Raw genomic sequence first — 19,412 nt, 5'->3', positions numbered from 1 at the left:
ATGCGCGCGCTGATCAAGGTCGTCGTCGCCATCCTGCTGGTCGGCATCGTCGCCGCGGTCGCCGCCTGGCTGGCCGACCGGCCGGGTCTGATCGCGGTGACCTGGCTCGGCTATCGGATCGAAACCTCGGTCGGCGTGTTGATCGCCGGCATCGTGCTGCTGCTCGCGGTCGCCGCCGCCCTGCTCCGCCTCGCCCTGATCGCGGCCCGTGGCCCGCGCCTGCTGGCGGCCCGGCGGCGCGCCAAGAAGCGGCTGCAGAGCGAGCGCGCCCTGGTGCGCGGCCTGGTCGCGGTGGCGGCGGGCGACGCCCGCGACGCCAAGCGCCAGGCGATCCTGGCGGAGGGCCTGAGCGAAGGCTCGCCCCTCACCCTCCTGCTCGCGGCCCAGGCGGCCCAACTCAACGGCGACATGGCGGCGGCCGAGCGGGCCTATCGCCTGATGCTCGAATCGGACGAGGCGAAATTCCTCGGCCTCCGCGGCCTGATCGTGCTGGCCCGGCGGCGCGGCGACAACGACACCGCACTCTCCCTCGCCCGCGAAGCCCAGGCGCTGCGTCCCGGCGCGCCCTGGGTCGCCTCCGAATTGTTCGGCCTGCAGGCGGCGCTGGGCGAATGGCACGCGGCGGAAGAGACCCTGATGGGCGCCCTTCGCCACAAGCTGATCGACAATGCCGAAGGCAAGCGCCACCGCGCCGTCGTGCTGGTCGGCCGGGCCGATGCGGCCACCGCCCGGGGCGACACGCGCGACGCCCTGGGCCTGGTCGAAACCGCCCATTCCCTGGCCCCGGATCTGGTGCCGGCGACCACCCGCCTGGCCCGCCTGCTGGCCGGCTCGGGCAAGCTGCGCAAGGCGGAAAAGCTGATCGAGGCGGCCTGGGCCAAGGAACCCCACCCGGACCTCGCCGCCGCCTATGCCGCCCTGGTGCCGGACGAGACGGACGAGGCCAAGGCGGAGCGCCTGAAGACCCTGGCCGAGGCCAATCCGACCGCGCGGGAGAGCCGGGAACTGGCCGCCGAACAGGCCCTGACGCTTCGCCAATGGGCGACGGCGCGCGATTCCCTGATGGCCCTGGTCGCAGCGGAAGAAGCGACGCGGCGGACCTACGACCTCCTCGCCGACCTCGAACGGCGCGAGAAGGGCGACGAACGCCGCGCCGCCGAATGGACCGAGAAGGCGGCGGCGGGCGAGGCCGAACCCCGCTGGTTCTGCCATGCCTGCGGCCATACCCCGGCCGCCTGGGCGCCCCATTGCCCGGCCTGCCATTCCTTCGACACGCTGGAATGGCGCGTCCCCGGAGCGATCACCGAAATCCTGCCGCCGCCCGCCGCGCCCGCCGACGGCACCCTGCCGGCCGCGACCGTCGGCACCGCCGGCTAGGACTCCGTTCGGGGGGACGAGGGTCGTGGAGCCCGATTTCCGTCGTTTCGTCTGGCGCTATTCGACGCGGGCACAAGTGAGCCTGCTCGGCCTCGCGCTCGGCTCCTTCCCCTTCCTCTGGCTCTATTACGAGATGCCCAAGGCGATCGTCGGCCAGATCGGGCGGATCGGCCCGGGGCCGCAGCATTTCCTGGGCCTCACGCTGCCCGAGAGAATGTTCGGCCTGATGCTCGACCAGGGCGCCGTGCTGCTCGGCGAATGCCTGCTGCTCGGCCTGCTGGTCGGCGTGAACCACTATTTCCGCCACCGCATCTACCGCCTGAAGACGCTGACCGCGGAACGCCTGCTGCGCCGGATCCGCTTGCAGATCCTGGGCCTGATCCTGCGCTTTCCCCTCCACGCCTTCCGCCAGCGGACCGCGGGCGAGGCGATCGCGGCCATGGGCGGCGAGTTGGACGCGCTCTGCGCCCAGGCCGGCGACACGGTGGCGGTGCCCGCCTATCAGGGCGGCACACTGGCCGTCATCCTGGGCTTCCTGTTCGTGCAGGACCCGCTGATCGGGCTCGCCGCCGCCCTGATCTATCCCGCCGGCATGTTCGCCGTGCCGCGCATCCAGCACCGGGTGAACGGGCTCTCGCGCAGCCGGGGCACGCTGATGCGCGGCCTGGGCGAGCGGATCGACGAGACCTTCCACCTGATCACCGACATCCGCGCCAACCACCAGGCCCGCTGGACCCGCGCCTGGCTGGCCGAACGCCTGGGTCAGGTGTTCGGCGTGCGCGTCCGCCTGGCGACCGAGAAATTCGCCATCCGGACCGTGAACACCCTGACCCAGCAGCTCGGCCCGGTGCTGTTCTACAGCCTGGGCGGCTATTTCGTGATCGCCGGCCGGTTCGACATCGCGACCTTGGTCGCCGTGATCGCCGCCCATAAGGACATGGCCGGACCGTGGCGCGAATTGCTCGACTGGTATCAGGGGCGGGAGGATGCGCGGGTCAAATACGAGACGACGCATCGCCTGTTCAGCCGCCCCGACCTGCTGCCCCCGGCCGAAGCCTCGGCGGAGCCGCAGGCACTGCCCGATTTCCGGAGGCAAGCAGTCACGGTCGAGGACCTGACGGTGCGCAGCGAGGCGGACGACATCCGCCTGGACCGGGCGCGGCTGACCCTGGCCGGCGGCACATTGACCGCCCTGGTCGGCCCGGCCGGCGGCGGACGCGAGACCCTGGCCCAGGCGATCGCCGGCCTGGTCGAGCCGAGCGCCGGGCAGATCGCGATCGGCGGCACCGACCTCGCCACCCTGCCGCCGGGGATGGTACACCGGCGGATCGCCTATGTCGGGGCGGGGGCGGCGCTGATGGCGGGCTCGATCGCCGCCAATCTCGCCTTCGGCCTGCGCCTGGCGCCGCCGGGCGGCGCGCTAGGGGCTGCCGCGCGGGAAGCGCTCCGCGCCGGCAACCCGCCCGACGATCCCAATGCCGATTGGATCGATTACGAAGCCGCCGGTGTACCCGACGGCGCCGCCCTGCGCCGCCGCATGGTCGAGGTGATGAGCGCCCTCGGCTCGGGCGAGGCGCTGTTCCGCTTAGGCTTGGCGGCACGCCTGACCGCGGCGGCCGACCCTGCCCTGGCCGAAGGGGTGATCGCCGCGCGCGACCTGCTGGCCCGGCGCCTGGCCGACGCCGGCCAGGGCGCGATGATCGCCCGCTTCGACTGGCAGGCCTATAACGACCACGCCAGCCTGGCCGAGAACCTGCTGTTCGGCCTGCCGGCGGACGGCACCCTGAGCCTCGACCATCCGGCGGACCACCCGGCCCTGCTCGCCCTCCTGCAACGTTGCGGCCTCGCCCCCCGCCTGCTCGAGGCCGGGCGGCGGATCGCCGCGGTGATGGTCGAACTCTTCGCCGACCTGGCCCCGGGGCACGAGATGATGCGCCGCTTCGCCCTGGTGACGCCGGCCGAACTGGCCCGGCTGAAGCCCCTGGCGGGTGCCGCGGCCGAGCATCTCGCCAAGGCGGAGCGCCTGCTCCTGATCAACCTGGCCTGCCGGGTGGTCGCGGCGCGCCACCGGCTGGAAGCGCTGGACGACGGCTTGAAGGCGGCGGTGGTCGCCGCCCGCCACGAATTGCACCGCGACCCGCCGCCCGAACTCGCGCGCGCCATCGCCCGCTTCGAGGAGGGCCGGCCGAACCGCGCTGCCTCTGTCCTCGACAATGTCCTGTTCGGCCGGATCGCGGGTGATCAGGCGGGCGCGAGCAGCCAGATCCCCCAGATGGCCGCCGCCGTCCTGGAGGAACTGGGTCTGGGCGAGCGGGTGCGCGACCTCGGCCTCGATTTCGATGTCGGCATCGCCGGGGCGCGGCTGAGCCCGGGCGAGCGCCAGCGGATCGCCATCGCCCGGGCTTTGCTGCGCCGGCCCCATGTCCTCGTGCTCGACGATGTGCTGGGCCTGCTCGACACGGGCTGCCGGGCCACGGTATTGGAGATCCTGGGCAAGGAAGCCGCTGCCGGCATGACCGTCGTCGCCGCCTTGGGTGATGCGGGCCACGCCGCCGGCTTCGATCGCGTGATAACTATGGAGCGGGGCCGCGTGCTGCGGCGAGAGGCAGGGAGAATTCCATCATGAGCCTGAGTGAAGACGCCGCCACGCTGGCCGCCGTGCCGCTGTTCCAGGGCGTCGACCCTGCCCGGCTGAAACTGATCGCCTTTGCCGCCGAGCGCCTGACGGTGCCGGCCGGCGCCGACCTGGTGACCCAGGGCGAGGCGGGCGACGCCGCCTATGTCGTGCTCTCGGGCGAGGCTTCGGCCCTGGTCACCACGGCCGAGGGCAAGACCATCAAGGTGGGCCCGGTGCCCGCCGGCACCCTGTTCGGCGAAGTCGCCCTGCTGGCCGACGTGCCGCGCACCGCGACCGTCAAGGCGGATACCGAGATGGCCGTGCTCCGCCTCGGCCAGGACCTGTTCTTCGACCTGGTGCAGGAATTCCCGGCCGTCGGCATCGCCGTGATGCGCGAGCTGGCCCGCCGGCTGGAACGCTCGACGAGCCTGCTGCGCGACCGCAAGTGATCAGTTGAAGCGCAGGCGGTAGCGCAGCATCGCCAGCACTTCGTCCGCCACTTGGGCCTGGTTGCCCGGGTCGGTGACATAGAGAAGGTTGAAGCCGAGCAGGCCCTGCTCGCCCATGGGCAGGGCATAGAAGGCTTCCCAGTCGATCTCGCGGCCGCCGCCGGAGAGATCGACGGTGACGGTGTCGCCGTAAACCGTACCGTCCGTGGTGCGGCCCGCGGGCCTGGCCAGCACCATGGTGCCGCCGCCGGCGCGCAGCGGCTGGTGGCTGCTGAAGCCCCAATGGTCGCCGGCCACGACGGCATCGGCGCCCAGGATGCCGACGGTCCAGCTATCGCTGGTGACGTCCTGGCTGCCGGCCAGGAAGGCGCCATTGCCGGAAGCCGTGGTGAAGGCCCGGTCGTAGCGGGCATAGAGCGCGGTCTTGTCCGACAGGGCCACGGTCGCCCCGATCGAGACCTGGGCGGTCTCCGAGCGGCCGAAGTCGAGCAGGCCCTGGCCCGAAGCGCCGAGCAGCGAACCATCCTCGGCCAGATAGCCGACCCCGGCTTCGAGCGTGATGCCATGGCCGATCGACTGGCGGAAGGAGGCGAGCGCGCCGGTCGCGGCGGCACCGCCGTCCCGGGTCAGGAAATCGACCGCCTGGCCGCCGCTGCCGTTCATCACCGCGAGGGTGAGCGAAGCGCCGCGGCCCAGGTTGGTGTCGATGCCGAGCACGGCGCCGTCGTCGGCCAGCGACAGGGCGCCCGGGGTGAAGGCCCCCGCGGTCAGCGCCAGGCCCGCCTCGGTCGGCAGGGCGTCATAAGCGGGGGCGACTTCGGCCAGGCTCGCATTGACGCCCGCGAAGGCGGTGGTCGCCTCGCCGAGCTGGAGGCGGACGGCGGCGACCACCGCATCCTCGCTCAGGGTGGAGGCGGTCAGGGCGGCACCGGCGCCGACCTCGATCTGACGCTCGCCGAGAGCGAGGGAGACGCCGCCGGCCGTGCCGCGGGTCGTGAAATGGCCGCGGCCGAAATCACCGAAGGCCTGGCCGGCATAATCGGGCGTGCCGCCGCCGACGACGAGACTGTCCATCGTCGTGGTGAAGGTGGCGCCGTCATAGGAATCGAACAGGGCGACCGGCACATTGGCCAGGGCATGGCGGAGCGCGTCGCCCATCACGGCGTTGGAAACCAGGGCGGCGCCCGAGCTGGTCGCCGTGGTGGTGCCGGTCGGGGTCACCGTGCTGCCCACCGCATTGGCGGTCAGCGTGCCGATCGGCTGGGTCGCGGCGCCGAGGTCGAGCAGGCCCTGGCCGTAGAAGGCCGTGTTGGCGTAGATGCCGGTCTTGTCCGCCGTGGTCAGCACGCGCGAGACGACCTGCGCCGAGGTCAGTTCCGGGAAACGGGACATGACGACGGCGAGCGCGCCCGAGACCATGGGCGCCGCCATCGAGGTGCCGCTCATGCTGACATAAGTGCCGTCCGGGCCGGTCGACAGGATCGCGGTGCCGGGGGCGGCCAGGCACCAGCTCGCGGCGGCGCCGCAGGCATTGGCGTAAGAGGCGATGGAGCCGTTCTGGTCGACCGCGGTGACGGCCAGGAAACGCGCCGTGGTCGCCGAGTCGTATTGCGGCACCAGGGCCGTCGTATTGGGCTGGTCGCCGCCGTCGTTGCCGGTCGAAAAGACGACGATGGTGCCGAGGTCGGTGGCATGACGGACCGCCGTCACCAGGGCACCCGGCATGGACGCCGTGGGCGATGAGCCCCAGCTGTTGTTCACGATGTCGGCGCCATGGTCGGCGGCATAGCTGATGGCGCTATAGGGTGCGTTGCCATAGCCGGTGTTGGTCGAGCCGTCGGTGGTGAAACTGACCAGCGACATCAGGGTGGCGGACCAGGCGACGCCTTCGATGCCGGTGCCGTCGTGGTCGGCGGCAATGATGCCGGCGATATGGGTGGCATGAATGCTGATCGTCGAATCGCCGGTCCAATTGTAGGTCGTGCCGGAGAGGCGGCCCGAGAGTTCGGAAATGCTGGTATCGATGACACCGTCGTTGATGGCGACCACGACCCCCTGGCCGGAAGCGCCGGTGGCCCAGGCGGTGGCCGCGTTGATCATGGCGAGGCCGGCCTGGCGCTTGTATTCGGTGGTCAGGAAGCTCGACACCGGGGCGGTGACCAGGGTCACCAGCGAGGGGGCCGGGCTCGTGGTGGTGGTGGCCGCGGCCGGGCTGGTCGTCGTCGCCGAGGTCGAGGTGTCACCCCCGCCTCCGCCCCCACCACCGCAACCGGCGAGCAGGGCAGCCGCTGAAATCGAGACGCCGAGCAGCAACCAACGGGCGACGGGTTTCCTGATCCTCTGGGACATCGCAGCAGCCCCCCTTTAGTCGGCTGTGGAATTTGTCCCCGGATTGGAGCATTTGCCCCCTTAAAAAACCCATAATGGTTGCATTTGCCCTCAGACCTCGAATTTCACCAGCACCGGCACATGGTCCGACGGCTTTTCCCAGCCCCGCACATCGCGCAGCGTGGTGGTGGAAATCAGCCCGTCCTTCAGGTCCGGCGTGACCCAGACGTGGTCGAGCCGCCGCCCCTTGTCGGCTGCATCCCAGTCCGCCGCCCGGTAGGACCACCAGGAATAGAGCTTCTGATCGGCCGGTACGAAGTGGCGCACGGCATCGACCCAGTCGTGCGCCGCCTGGACTTCGGCCAGCAGGGCGGTCTCGACCGGCGTATGGCTGACCACGCCGAGCAGTTTCTTATGGCTCCAGACGTCGTGTTCGAGCGGCGCCACGTTGAAGTCGCCGACCACGATGGCACGCTTTTCCTTGGCCCGGCGCTTCTCGCCCCAGGCCACCATTTCGCGCAGGAACCTCAGCTTGTGGTCGAACTTCGGGTTGATCGCCGGGTCCGGCTCGTCGCCGCCCGCGGGGATGTAGAAATTGTCGAGCAGCAGCCCGTCCTCGAAGGTGACGCGCAGATGGCGGGCGTCGCCCATCTCGCACCAGTCGTCCCGCTCGATCCTGGCGAAGGGCAGTTTCGAGACGATGGCGACGCCGTGATAGCCCTTCTGTCCGGCGACCGCGAGGTGGGGATAGCCGGCCGCGACCAGAGCGGCGCGGGGGAAGGAATCGTCGACCGTTTTGATCTCCTGCAGGCACAGGATGTCGGGCGAAGCCTCGGCCAGGAAGCGCTCGACCAGGGGCAGACGCAGGCGGACGGAATTGATGTTCCAGGTGGCGATGGTGATCTCGGGCATGATCTTTCCGGTCAGCGCGCTTCGGCGTCGCAGGTGACGATTTCGCAGTCGGTCTGGGGCAGGGCGCGGCAGGCGAGGATCAGGCCCGACGCCCGCTCGGCCGGGGTCAGCGCGAAGCCGGCATAGGCCTTCAGCTCGACTTCGCCCGAGACCAGGCGCGACTTGCAGGTGCCGCAAGTGCCGCCGCGGCAGAAGAAGGGATAGTCCAGCCCCTCGTCCAGCGCCGCATCGAGCACGGTACGCCCGCGCGGCACCTCGATGTCGACGCCGAATTCCGGCAGCGTCACGGTGAAACTCATGTCCGTCCTCCTGGCCCGCCCCGGACCCTAGGGAGAGAGGGAAGCGCCGTCAAACAGGGGATGCAGCCCTGCGGCCGGCGCAGCCCCTTCATGAGTGGACATTGATTGCCGAGCTAATGATTAGCAGGCTACCTATTAGCATGAAACAGGAAACCGCGACGCCCCCTGCCGACACATTCGGCTTCCAGATCACCCTGACCATGCGCGCCTGGCGCCGCATGCTGGACGAAGCCTTCGCCGGTCATGGCCTGAGCGAGGCGACCTGGCGCCCGCTGATCCATATCTACACCCTGGGCGAGGGTCTGCATCAGAACCACCTGGCTGCCAGCCTGGGGATCGAGGGGCCATCCCTGGTCCGCCTGCTCGACAACCTCGAAACCGCCGGCCTGATCGAACGCCGCGCCGATGCCGCCGACCGAAGGGCCAAGACGCTGCATCTGACCCCGGCCGGGCGCGAGCTGGCCGAGCTGATCAAGGACGAAGCCTATGGCCTGCACCGGCGCCTGCTCGCCGGCGTCAGCGCCGAAGAGATCGAGCACTGCCTGCGCGTCTTCGCCAAGGTGCAGGAGAATGTCGCCGCCGCCCTGCCGAAACGGGGCCGGCGCCGCGCCGGGGGGGCGCCGTGAACGCCCTGCCCACCGCCCGCCAGCTACTCTTTTCGATCAAGACCTTCGCGGCCGGGATGCTGGCCGTCTATATCGCCTTCCGGCTCGACCTGACCCAGCCGACCTGGGCCCTGCTGACCACCTATATCGTCTCGCAGCCGCTGGCCGGTGCCGTCATCGCCAAGTCGGCGGCGCGCGTCGCCGGCACGCTGATCGGCGCCGCCGCGGCCGTGACGCTGGTCTCGGCCTTCGCCGAGGCGCGGGAATTCTTCGTCGCCGCCCTCGCCCTCTGGGTCGCCGCCTGTCTCTATGTCTCGATCCTGCTGCGCGAGGCGCCGGCATCCTACGGCGCCATGCTGGCCGGCTATAGTGCGGCGATCGTCGGCTATCCCGCCGTGCTCGCCCCCCTTTCCGCCTTCGACATCGCGGTCGCCCGCTGCACCGAGATCAGCCTGGGCATCCTCTGTGCGACGGCGGTGAGCCGCCTGGTGCTCCCCCAGGCCAGTGGCGGCTTGCTGCGCCGGACCCTGCGCGACAGCCTGGCCGCGGCGGGGGCCTGGACCGGCGACGTGCTGCGCGGCAAGGCCGACGACGCCCACGCCCTGCCCGACCGGCGCCGCCTGCTGAACGACCTGATGACCATCGACCAGCTCCGCCTGCATGCGGTGCTCGACACGCCCGAAGTACGCGCCGCCGACGGCACCCTGCGTCACCTCCAGGCCCGGCTGTTCACCCTGGTCTCCATGCTGGTCTCGATCCACGACAGGTTGCGCCTGCTCCGGCGCGAGGCGCCGGCCCGGGCCGAGGCGCTCGCCCCCGCCATGACCGAACTGGCCGACGTGATCGAGGCTGGCCGCAGCGACCGTGCCCTCGAAGCCCGGCTCGACGCCGTCCTGCCCGGGCTCGAAGCCATGCGCCGCGATCCAGCCCGCCGGCTCGAACATATCCTGGTCGCCCGCCTGGCCGATGTCGCCCGGCTGGAGCGCGAGCTGCGCGCCCTGGCCGGCGCCTTCTTCCGCGGCGCGCCCAGCCGCGACCATGGCGCCGCCCCCCATCTGTCGCGCTACCGCGACCATACCCAGGCACTGGTCGGCGGCCTGGTCGCGGGCCTCTCGCTGGTGGTGACCGCCGCCTTCTGGATCGTCACCGGCTGGAGCCATGGCGCCACCGCCGCCTTCCTGGTCGCCGTGCTGTGCTCCATGCTGGCGACGCTGGACGACCCCTCGGCCGCCGGCAGAGTCTTCCTGATCGACTCTGTGATCTCGATCGTCGTCTGTGCCGTCTATAATTACGTGATCTTCCCCTCGATCGACGGCTTCGCGATGATGACGGCCAGCATGGGCCTGTTCCTCGTCCCCATCGGCTGTTTCATCGCCGACAGGCGCTTCGCCCCCCTGGTCATGCCGCTGATCCTGAACACGATCGCCATCTCCAACCTGCAGAATGTCCAGGGCGTCGATTTCGCGGAATTCCTGAACGGTGCCGTCTCGCTCCTGGTCGGGGTCGGCATCGCGGTCGTCATGCTGCGCGTGCTGCGCCCGATCGGCGTCGACTGGACCGTACAGCGTCAGGTCGGCGCGATCCGCCGTGATCTCGCGCGTCTCGCGGGGGAGCGCGGGGCGGAGGAACGGACGGCCTTCGAGAGCCGCATGTTCGACCGCATCAACGCCCTGATCGCCCGCCTGGGAGCCGAGGACATCGAGCATCGCACCATCCTGCTGGGCAGCCTGGCGGCCCTCCGCATCGGCCTCAACATCCTGGCGCTCCGGCGGGAAAGGGGCCGGCTGGCGCCGCCGCTCGCCGCCGCGGTGGACGACGTGCTGGCCGCCCTGGCCCGCCACCTCGATGCGCCGGCCGGCGCCGGCCCGGCACTCGACGCCCTCGACCGGGCCACGGCCGTGATGCTGACGGCCGAGGCGGAAGACCCGCGCGACCTCGAAACCCTGCTCGTCGCCCTGACCGGGATCCGTACCAGCCTGACCGAGCACGGCGACTTCTTCCGCCTGGAGGGCGTCCCGCCGATGCCCGTACTGACCGAGGCAAGCCCATGCTGACGCTCGTCGAAACCGACCTGTTCGGGGTCTTCCTGGCCCCCATGATGCTCTATGCCGTGATCGCCGGCGGGCTCTGGCTCGTGCTGCGCCGGCTGCTCGACGCGCTCGGCGCCTATCGCTTCGTCTGGCATCCGCCGCTGGTCAATTCCGCCCTCTATCTGATCCTGCTGGCCGGCGTCGTCGCCGTCGCCTTCCGCTGAAAGGCCCGCCCATGCGCTTCGCCTCGAAACTGCTGCGTCCCGCCGTCACCCTCGTGGTGGTCGCCATCGCCGTCGTCGCCGGCCTCCGGCTGTGGAACCTTTATATGGACAGCCCGTGGACGCGCGACGGCCGCGTCCGCGCCGATATCGTGCAGGTGGCGCCCGACGTCGCCGGCATGGTGATCGAGCTTCACGTCAAGGACAATCAGCCGGTCCGGCAGGGCGACCTTCTCTTCGTCGTCGACAAGGCGCGCTACCAGCTCGCCGTCGATCGGGCCGAGGCGACCGTGGCCGCCCTCCGGGAACAGAGCCGCCAGCGCGAGCGCGAGGCGGCAAGGCGGAATGCCCTCGGTTCCAGCGCGATCACCGCCGAATCGCGCGAACAGGCGACCAGCACTGCGGCCCAGGCGGCGGCCCAGCTCCACCAGGCCGAGGCCGATCTCGAAACCGCGAAGCTGAACCTGGCCCGGACCGAGGTGCGCGCCCCGGTGAACGGCTATGTCACCAACCTGCACCTGAACCCGGGCGATTACGTCACCGCCGGCAAGGCCGCCTTCGCCCTGGTCGACAGCGATTCCTATTATGTCGTCGGCTATTTCGAGGAGACCAAGATCGCCCGCATCCATGCCGGCGACAGCGTCTCGGTCCGCCTGATGGGTTTCGAGCAGGCGGTCCAGGGCAAGGTCGGCAGCATCGCCCGCGCCATCGTCGACCGTGACTCGACGGAAGGCGGCGACCTGGTCGCCAACGTCAACCCGACCTTCTCGTGGGTTCGCCTGGCCCAGCGCATCCCCGTCCGCGTCGACCTCGGCCCCCTGCCCGACGGCATGGTGCTGAGCGCCGGCATGACCGCGACCGTGGTGGTCGAGGACAGGAAGGGCTGAGCCCGGCCCGTCAGCCCAGTTTCGCCAGGCCCTTGCGGATCGCCGAGTCGAGCGCGCTGCGCACGATCGGCCCGATCAGCGGCAGCTTGCCCTCGAAGACGATCGTATAGTCGAGGCGGGAGCCGCCGCCGGGCCGGGGCGAGAAACGCATCACGCCCTGGTGGTTCTTCAGCGGGCTGCCCTTGGAGATGCGATATTCGATCAGCTGGTTCTCGACCGCGGCCGTCACCGTCTCCTCGAAGGGCGCACCGACCGGCATCTTCAGGCGGCGCACGGAACCGACGCCGTTCCGGCTGCTGTCGCCGTCGCGCACCCGGGTCACCTTCGCCGGGGCGAAGACGGTCGACAGGTTTTCATGTTCCGCCAGGGTCGCATAGAGCTGCTCGACCGGCAGTTTCGACTCGTGGTTGATGGCGATCTTTTGCTGGCCCATCCCGCTCTCCCCGCTTTTGGAGAGAGCGTAGGGGCCGCCGCCGAATCCGGCAAGTGCCGGATTCGGGCAGTCGAAGGCGTCAGCCGATGGTCATCAGGCTGGCGTTGCCGCCGGCCGCCGCCGTATTGGTGCTGACCGAGATTTCCTCGATCAGGCGATCCAGGCACCAATCCTCGCGGCCTTCGGCGAGGCCGGCCACGGTCGCCCCCTGGAGGGCGACAATCGGGCCGGGCCGGGCGGCCAGGCTGCGGGCGAGCGGCGCCAGACCGTCACCGTCGCCTTCGAAGAGAACGGCGGCGAGATCCGGAACGTCCTGCCAGCGTTCGACGGTGCGAAGCCGGCCGGCCAGCGCGGACGGCAGGCCGGCCAGGGCGTCCGCCGCGGCGTGGCCGCCTTCGATGGCGAGATCGTTGCCGGTCGCCAGCGCCGCACCGAATTGCAGGATCAACCCGTCGGCGGTGCGGCCGAGGCCGGCGATACAGCCTTTGCCCCTCAGCGCATAGAGATTCCGCTCGCCCACCGGGCCCGGCAGTTCGGCCGAGGCACCGAAGGGCGAGACCTTGCCGTAGGCGGTGACGCGGGCGGCGAGATCGTCCAGCCCCTGCCCCGCCAGCCAGGCGGCGAAACTACCTACCGCCGGATTGGCCGGGGCGGCGATGCCGATTCCGGTCTCGGCCGGGCGCTGCGCCAGCAGGCGGCGAAGGTAGAGCGGGCCGCCCGCCTTGGGCCCGGTGCCCGAGAGGCCGCGACCGCCGAAGGGCTGCACGCCGACGACGGCACCGATAGTGTTCCGGTTCACGTAGATATTGCCGGCATGGATGCGGTCGGTCACCCGGGCGATCGTCTCGTCGATCCGCGTGTGCAGGCCGAAGGTCAGGCCGTAACCCGTGGCGTTGATCGCGTCGACCAGCCTGTCCAGGTCATTCCGCTTGTAGCGCAGCACATGGAGGACGGGACCGAAGACTTCGCGCTTCAGGACCGCGATATCGTCGATCTCGATCAGGGTCGGGGCCACGAAGGTGCCCGCCTTGGCCGCCTCCGGCAGCGGCAGCCGGTAGACCGCGTGGCCCGCCTCGCCCATGGCGGCGACATGGGCTTCGATGCCCGCCATCGCTTCGGCGGTGATGACCGGGCCGACGTCGGTCGCCAGCCGATCGGGATTGCCGAGCGAAAGTTCCGCCATCGCCCCCTTCAGCATGGTCAGGATACGTTCCGCCACCTCTTCCTGGAGGCAGAGGATGCGGAGCGCCGAACAGCGCTGTCCCGCGCTGTCGAAGGCGGAGGCGAGCACGTCACCCACCACCTGTTCCGCGAGGGCCGAAGAATCGACGATCATGGCGTTCTGGCCGCCGGTCTCGGCGATCAGGGGGATCACCGTGCCTTCGGGGCTGAGCCTGCCGGCCAGGCTCGCCTCGATCGCGCGGGCAACCTCGGTCGAGCCGGTGAACATGACGCCGCGGAGGCGCGGGTCGGCGACCAGCGCCGCCCCCACCGCACCGTCGCCCGCGACCAGGGTGAGCACGCCGTCCGGCACGCCTGCCTCATGCAGCAGGCGTACCGCCTCGGCCGCGATCAGGGGCGTCTCTTCCGCCGGCTTGGCGAGTACCGGATTGCCGGCGGCCAGGGCCGCGGCGACCTGGCCGGTGAAGATCGCCAGCGGGAAATTCCACGGGCTGATGCAAACCACCGGGCCGAGCGGCCGGTGGCTGGCGGTATCGAAGCCGTCGCGCACGCGGGCACCGTAGTAACGCAGGAAGTCCACCGCCTCGCGCACTTCGGCGATCGCATTGGGCAGCGACTTGCCGGCCTCGCGCACGATCAAGCCCATCAGGGTCGGCATGCGCGCCTCCATCGCCTCGGCCGCGCGGGCGAGGCAGGCGGAGCGTTCGGCCGGCGGCGTCGCGGCCCAGATCGGGCCCGCCGCCACCGCCGCCTCGAAGGCAGCGCCGACGCTCTCGGGTGCCGCGAAGCGGACATGGCCGACCACGTCGCGGTGATCGGCGGGGTTCCGCACCGGGCTCGCCGCCGGCCCGTCACCGGCCGACCACGCCATGTCCAGGCTGGCCAGCAGGGCGGCCGAGATCGAGGCGAGACGCTGTTCGTTGGAAAGGTCGATGCCGGCCGAACTGGCTCGCTCTGGCCCGAACAATTCGCGCGGCAGGCGGATCTTCGGGTGCGGCGCGCCCAGCGGCTCGACCGCCAGCGCCGCCTCCACGGGGTCGGTGATCAATTCTTCGACCGAGATGGATTCGTCCGCGATCCGGTTGACGAAGGAGGTATTGGCGCCGTTCTCCAGCAGCCGGCGGACCAAATAGGCGAGCAGCGTCTCATGCGTGCCGACCGGGGCATAGATCCGGCACGGGCGCCCCAGGTTGCCCGCCCCGACCACTTCCTCGTAGAGCGGTTCGCCCATGCCGTGCAGGCATTGGAACTCATATTGTCCCGCATAGTAATTGTCGCCCGCCAGCGCCGCGACAGTCGCCAGGGTCAGGGCGTTGTGGGTGGCGAACTGGGGATAGATCGCATCGGGTGCGGCCAGCAGCTTCCGCGCGCAGGCGATGTAGGAAACGTCGGTATGGATCTTCCTTGTATAGACGGGGAAGCCTTCGAGCCCGTCGATCTGCGCCCGCTTGATCTCGGAATCCCAATAGGCGCCCTTGACCAGGCGCACCATGAGGCGCCGGCCGGAGCGGCGGCCGAGGTCGACCAGATAGTCGATGACGAAGGGGCAGCGCTTGGCATAGGCCTGCACCACGAAACCGATGCCGTTCCAGCCGGAAAGATCGGGATCGAAGCAGAGCGCTTCCAGGAGATCGAGGGAAAGCTCCAGACGATCCGCCTCCTCGGCATCGATGTTGAGGCCGATGTCGTAACGCCGGGCGAGCAGGGCGAGCGATTTGAGCCGCGGCAGCAACTCGCCCGTCACCCGCTCGACCTGCGCCCTGGAATAGCGCGGATGAAGGGCGGAGAGTTTGATCGAAATGCCCGGGCCTTCGTAGATGCCGCGCCCGCCCGAAGCCTTGCCGATGGCGTGGATCGCCGTCTCGTAATCGGCCAGGTAGCGTTCGGCGTCGGCCGCGGTGGTCGCCGCCTCGCCCAGCATGTCGTAGGAATAGCGGAAGCCCTTGTCTTCCATCTTGCGGGCGTTGGCCAGCGCTTCGGCGATGGTCTGGCCGGTCACGAACTGCTCGCCCATCATGCGCATGGCGAGGTCGACGCCCTTGCGGATCAGGGGCTCGCCGCTCCGCCCGATCAGGCGGGTCAGGGCGGACGACAGGCCCGCCTCGCTCGAGGTCGCGGTCAGCTTGCCGGTGACCACCAGGCCCCAGGTCGCGGCATTGACGAAGAGCGAGGGGCTGTGGCCGAGGTGGGATTGCCAATCGCCGGCCGCGATCTTGTCGCGGATCAGGGCGTCCCGCGTCGCCTTGTCGGGAATGCGCAGCAGCGCCTCGGCCAGGCACATGAGGGCGACGCCCTCCGGCTCCGACAATGTATATTCGTGGATCAGGCCCTCGACCCCGCCGCCCCGCTTCTTGGCGCGGAGCTTGGTCACCAGGTCGCGCGCCAGCGTGCGAGCCTGTTCCCGCTTCTCCGCCGGCAGGCTGGCGCCGGCGATCAGATAGGGCAGGCATTCCGGCTCCGGCCGGCGGTAGGCCGCAGTGATCTTGGCCCGCAGCACACCCTGCGGCTGCACCCCCTGGGCAAATTCCAGAAATGGCAGCGCCGCCTCAGTTGCACCTTCCTCGAGATCGAGGGCAACCGCCGCGTCACCGTCGCCCCCCGCCTCCAAGGCACCGTGCCGCTCGATCCGCTCGATGGCGGCGACCAGGGATTGCTTGACCAGCCAATGGGGCGAGCGCCCGATCCGCGCCGCCGCCGTCTTCAGCCGGGCGCGCAGCTCGTCCGTGAGCTTGACCCCCATCGTCGTCATCGCCATGGCGCCACCTGTTGCTCGGGTTGCACCCTTCTAGCAGAAAAGGTGCAACCACGATAGGGGCGCTCAGACGATATTGGCCTCTGCCAGGGGGCGGCCCTCGGCGATGCGGGCGAAGGCGAGGGGGCTCAGGTCCAGGCTGCGATAGGCGCCGTAAGTGATCAGTTCGGCGAGGCCGCGGCCGATCGCGGGCGATTGCTGGAGGCCGTGGCCGGAAAAGCCGTTGGCGAGATAGAAGCCGGGCACATCCTCGACCGCGCCGACGATCGCGTTGTGGTCGAACAGGTTCATGTCGTAGTGGCCTGCCCAGGCGCGGCCCTGTCTGATCCGCTCGAAGGCGGGCACGCGGGCGGCCAGCACGGGCCAGATGTGCTCGTCGAAGAAGGAATGATCGACCTCGAAATCGCCGTCGGCATCCGGGTCCTGGTCTTCGGGCGGTTGCAGGCCGCACAGGAAGCCGCGCCCTTCGGGCCGGAAATAAAGGCCGGTCGGGTCGATCAGCAGGGGTGCGGCGGCGACCTTGTCGGCGCAGGTGAAGGTGAAGATCATGCGTTTCTTGTTGCGCACCGGGATCTCGACGCCAGCGGCCCGGGCGAGCGCCGCACCGCCGCCGCCCGCGGCATCGACCAGCGCACCGCAGGCAATCCGGCTGCCGTCGTCCAGCACCACGCCCGCGATCTTCGCCCCGTCCTTGACCACGCCGGCCACCATGGCGGCGCGGTAGTCGACGCCGAGGGAGCGCGCCTTGCGCCGGAACGCCTGCATCAGGCCGTAGCCGTCGAACCAGCCCTCGCCCGTGACGCCGAAGCTGCCGGCCGCGATCCCCTCGGTCGAGAGCCAGGGGAAGCGCGCCTCGAGCCCGTCCGGGCCGAGCAGGGCGATGTCGGCGCCGAGCGAGACCTGGAGCCGGTGGTTGGCTTCGAGCACCGGCTTGCCCGCCTCGCTCGCCAGGAAGAGATAGCCGCCCTCGGTCAGGCCGATCTCCGGCACCTCGTCCTCGACCGCCAGGTGTTCGTGCAGGCGGCGCAGGAAGTCGATGCCGTAGAGCGAGATCTGCACGTTGATCGCGGTCGAATACTGCTGCCGGATCGAGGCCGCCGAACGGGCCGAGGCGCAGAATTCGTAAGAAGGGTCCTTCTCGACCACCAGGATACGGCCCTTGAAGCCGGGTTCCTTCGCCAGGTGAAAGGCGGTGGAAGACCCGGTGACCGCCCCGCCCGCGATCACCACGTCATAGGCGCTCATTCGACGTCGAACCGGACACCCTGGGCCAGCGGCAGCGAGGTGCCATAGTTGATGGCGCTGGTCATGCGCCGCATATAGCCCTTCCAGGCGTCGGAACCGGATTCGCGGCCGCCGCCGGTCTCCTTCTCGCCGCCGAAGGCACCGCCGATCTCGGCCCCCGACGTGCCCATGTTCACGTTCGCAATGCCGCAGTCCGAGCCGGCGGCCGAAAGGTAGCGTTCCGCCTCGCGGAAGTCGTTGGTGAAGATCGAGGAGGAGAGGCCCTGCGGCACGCCGTTCTGCAAGGCCACGGCTTCCGCGAAGTCGCGGTATTTCAGGACATAGAGGATGGGGGCGAAAGTCTCTTCCAGGACCGGGCCGACCTGGGCCGGCATTTCGACCAGCGCGGGCCTGGCGTAGGCGCCACCCTCGCAGCCGTCCACCGAGACCGGCTCGCCGCCGGTGACCGTGCCGCCCGCGGCCTTGGCCGCTTCCAGCGCCTTCTGCATGGCCTCGAGCGCCGCCGCATCGACCAGCGGGCCGACCAGCACGGCACCGCTCAGCGGATTGCCGACCGAGACGCCGCGATAGACCTTGGCCAAGCGCGGCACCAGGGCGTCATAGATCGATTCATGGACGATCAGGCGGCGCAGCGTGGTGCAGCGCTGGCCCGCGGTGCCCATGGCACCGAAGGCGATGGCGCGGACCGCGAGGTCGAGATCGGCCGAAGGCGTCACGATCGAGGCATTGTTGCCGCCCAGTTCCAGGATGGCGCGGCCGAAACGGCGCGCCACCCGCTCGCCCACCGCGCGGCCCATGCGGGTCGAGCCGGTGGCGGAGAGCACGGCGATGCGCGGATCGTCCACCAGCATCTCGCCGATCGCGCGGCCGCCGGTCACCACGGTGACCAATCCGTCCGGCACGCCGCCGAAGCGGGCCGCCGCCCGCGCCACCAGGGCCTGCACGGCAAGGGCGGTGAGCGGCGCCTTTTCCGACGGCTTCCAGATCACGGCATCGCCGCACACCAGGGCCAGCGCCGCATTCCAGGAGAACACCGCGACCGGGAAATTGAAGGCGGTGATGACGCCGACCACGCCGGCCGGGTGCCATTGCTCCATCATCCGGTGATCGGCCCGCTCGGAGGGGATGGCCAGGCCCTGGAGCTGGCGCGACAGGCCGACGGCGAAATCGCAGATGTCGATCATCTCCTGCACTTCGCCCTCGCCCTCGGACGGCACCTTGCCGACCTCGAGGGTGACGAGACGGCCGAGGGCGGCCTTGGCGGCGCGCAATTCCTCGCCCAGCAGGCGGACGAATTCACCCCGCCGCGGCGCCGGCACCAGGCGCCAAGTGACGAAGGCTTCCGCGGCACGGGCGACGATCGCCACCATCGCCATGGGCTCGGTATCGGCGACATGGCCGATCGCCTCGCCCGTGACGGGTGAATGGACGGCCCGCCCAGCCGCCGCGTAGGCCCCCGGATCGACCCCGAAACCGGCCATCAGCGCCGCCACTTCGGCAGCCAGGGAATCGGGAGCGGGGGACAGGGTCACGATGGAATCCTCGAAATCGGGCGGGGCTGGCAGGATTGCGCCCTTGCACGGCCCGGAAAAGAGAGAATATGTCACCGGGACATGATCCTAAGGCATGAGCCCGCCTTGCCCCTGCGTCCGATCGTCCGCTATCCCGACCCCCGGCTCCGCCAGAAGGCGGCGCCCGTCGCCACTTTCGACGAGAGCCTGGCCGCCCTCGCCGCCGACCTGGCCGAGACCATGGCGGCGGCAGAGGGGGTCGGCATCACCGCACCCCATGTCGGCGTATCTCTCCGCCTCGTCGTGCTCCGGCTGGAGCCGGCGGCACCGTTGCTGATCTATGTGAATCCCGAGATCCTGTGGTCCTCGCCGGAAACCGCCACGGCCATGGAAGGCAGCGTCTCCATGCCCGGCGCCTATGAGACGGTGGACCGGCCGGCCCGCATCCGCCTGGCCTGGCAGGACCTTTCGGGCGCGCGCCACGAAGGCGCGGCGGACGGTTTCCTGGCGACCTGCCTGCAGCATGAGATCGACCAGCTCGACGGCATCTTCTGGCTCCAGCGC

Annotated in this window: 15 protein-coding genes; 8 read left to right on the top strand and 7 right to left on the bottom strand. The window is 70.2% G+C overall.

Annotated features, from left to right (window positions below; all coding sequences use genetic code 11):
• The 3 genes from WC493_RS10835 to WC493_RS10825 are packed head-to-tail and all read left to right on the top strand — an operon-like array spanning nucleotide 1 to nucleotide 4,443.
• On the top strand, nucleotides 1-1,377 hold the full coding sequence (locus tag WC493_RS10835; protein WP_373065457.1) for a heme biosynthesis protein HemY: 1,377 nt from the start codon (nucleotides 1-3) through the stop codon (nucleotides 1,375-1,377).
• 25 nt (nucleotides 1,378-1,402) lie between these two features.
• Nucleotides 1,403-4,003 (top strand): ATP-binding cassette domain-containing protein, encoded by a 2,601-nt coding sequence (locus tag WC493_RS10830; protein ID WP_373065455.1) that lies wholly within the window; start codon nucleotides 1,403-1,405, stop codon nucleotides 4,001-4,003.
• Complete coding sequence (locus tag WC493_RS10825; protein WP_373065453.1) at nucleotides 4,000-4,443, top strand: cyclic nucleotide-binding domain-containing protein; 444 nt, start codon at nucleotides 4,000-4,002, stop codon at nucleotides 4,441-4,443. The genes WC493_RS10830 and WC493_RS10825 overlap by 4 nt, the downstream gene beginning before the upstream one ends.
• On the opposite strand, the gene WC493_RS10820 is transcribed toward WC493_RS10825, so the two are convergent.
• The 3 genes from WC493_RS10820 to WC493_RS10810 form a co-directional block, all read right to left on the bottom strand.
• A complete protein-coding gene (locus WC493_RS10820) occupies nucleotides 4,444-6,792 on the bottom strand; it encodes a S8 family peptidase (RefSeq protein WP_373065451.1) in 2,349 nt (782 codons plus the stop codon).
• Nucleotides 6,793-6,882: 90 nt separating this feature from the next.
• The gene (xth, locus tag WC493_RS10815; RefSeq protein WP_373065449.1) at nucleotides 6,883-7,683 is read right to left on the bottom strand and encodes an exodeoxyribonuclease III; all 801 of its coding nucleotides are present in this window, start codon (nucleotides 7,681-7,683) and stop codon (nucleotides 6,883-6,885) included.
• Between the two features lie 11 nt (nucleotides 7,684-7,694).
• Nucleotides 7,695-7,982 carry a 2Fe-2S iron-sulfur cluster-binding protein gene (locus tag WC493_RS10810; protein ID WP_373065447.1) on the bottom strand — a complete coding sequence of 96 codons (288 nt, stop codon included), beginning with the start codon at nucleotides 7,980-7,982 and terminating at the stop codon, nucleotides 7,695-7,697.
• A gap of 140 nt (nucleotides 7,983-8,122) precedes the next feature.
• Between WC493_RS10810 and WC493_RS10805 the strand changes: the two genes are divergently transcribed.
• From WC493_RS10805 to WC493_RS10790, 4 genes are read left to right on the top strand one after another with little or no spacing between them, the layout of a single operon-like run.
• Nucleotides 8,123-8,608 carry a MarR family winged helix-turn-helix transcriptional regulator gene (locus WC493_RS10805; RefSeq protein ID WP_373065445.1) on the top strand — a complete coding sequence of 162 codons (486 nt, stop codon included), beginning with the start codon at nucleotides 8,123-8,125 and terminating at the stop codon, nucleotides 8,606-8,608.
• A complete protein-coding gene (locus WC493_RS10800) occupies nucleotides 8,605-10,641 on the top strand; it encodes an FUSC family protein (RefSeq protein WP_373065443.1) in 2,037 nt (678 codons plus the stop codon). The genes WC493_RS10805 and WC493_RS10800 overlap by 4 nt, the downstream gene beginning before the upstream one ends.
• Nucleotides 10,635-10,841, top strand: a complete 207-nt coding sequence (locus WC493_RS10795; RefSeq protein WP_373065440.1) for a DUF1656 domain-containing protein — start codon at nucleotides 10,635-10,637, stop codon at nucleotides 10,839-10,841. The genes WC493_RS10800 and WC493_RS10795 overlap by 7 nt, the downstream gene beginning before the upstream one ends.
• A gap of 11 nt (nucleotides 10,842-10,852) precedes the next feature.
• Nucleotides 10,853-11,725 carry an efflux RND transporter periplasmic adaptor subunit gene (locus WC493_RS10790; protein WP_373065438.1) on the top strand — a complete coding sequence of 291 codons (873 nt, stop codon included), beginning with the start codon at nucleotides 10,853-10,855 and terminating at the stop codon, nucleotides 11,723-11,725.
• A 10-nt stretch (nucleotides 11,726-11,735) separates the two neighbouring features.
• Here WC493_RS10790 and WC493_RS10785 read toward each other — a convergent pair whose 3' ends face one another.
• The 4 genes from WC493_RS10785 to WC493_RS10770 all read right to left on the bottom strand — a co-directional run bounded on the left by WC493_RS10785 (nucleotide 11,736) and on the right by WC493_RS10770 (nucleotide 18,818).
• On the bottom strand, nucleotides 11,736-12,158 hold the full coding sequence (locus WC493_RS10785) for an SRPBCC family protein (RefSeq protein ID WP_373065436.1): 423 nt from the start codon (nucleotides 12,156-12,158) through the stop codon (nucleotides 11,736-11,738).
• Between the two features lie 79 nt (nucleotides 12,159-12,237).
• On the bottom strand, nucleotides 12,238-16,095 hold the full coding sequence (putA, locus tag WC493_RS10780) for a trifunctional transcriptional regulator/proline dehydrogenase/L-glutamate gamma-semialdehyde dehydrogenase (RefSeq protein WP_373065434.1): 3,858 nt from the start codon (nucleotides 16,093-16,095) through the stop codon (nucleotides 12,238-12,240).
• Nucleotides 16,096-16,158: 63 nt separating this feature from the next.
• Nucleotides 16,159-17,337: an NAD(P)/FAD-dependent oxidoreductase gene (locus WC493_RS10775; protein ID WP_373065432.1), complete on the bottom strand. Its 1,179-nt coding sequence runs from the start codon at nucleotides 17,335-17,337 to the stop codon at nucleotides 16,159-16,161.
• Nucleotides 17,334-18,818, bottom strand: a complete 1,485-nt coding sequence (locus WC493_RS10770) for an aldehyde dehydrogenase family protein (RefSeq protein ID WP_373065499.1) — start codon at nucleotides 18,816-18,818, stop codon at nucleotides 17,334-17,336. The genes WC493_RS10775 and WC493_RS10770 overlap by 4 nt, the downstream gene beginning before the upstream one ends.
• Nucleotides 18,819-18,974: 156 nt before the next feature.
• Between WC493_RS10770 and WC493_RS10765 the strand changes: the two genes are divergently transcribed.
• A partial coding sequence (locus WC493_RS10765; RefSeq protein WP_373065430.1) for a peptide deformylase occupies nucleotides 18,975-19,412 on the top strand: 438 nt, incomplete at its 3' end.

It is taken from the genome of Zavarzinia sp., from assembly GCF_041650655.1.
In the GTDB taxonomy this organism is placed as follows: domain Bacteria; phylum Pseudomonadota; class Alphaproteobacteria; order Zavarziniales; family Zavarziniaceae; genus Zavarzinia.
Note: the sequence above shows the minus strand (reverse complement) of the source record. Positions and strands in the feature narration are given on the sequence as shown.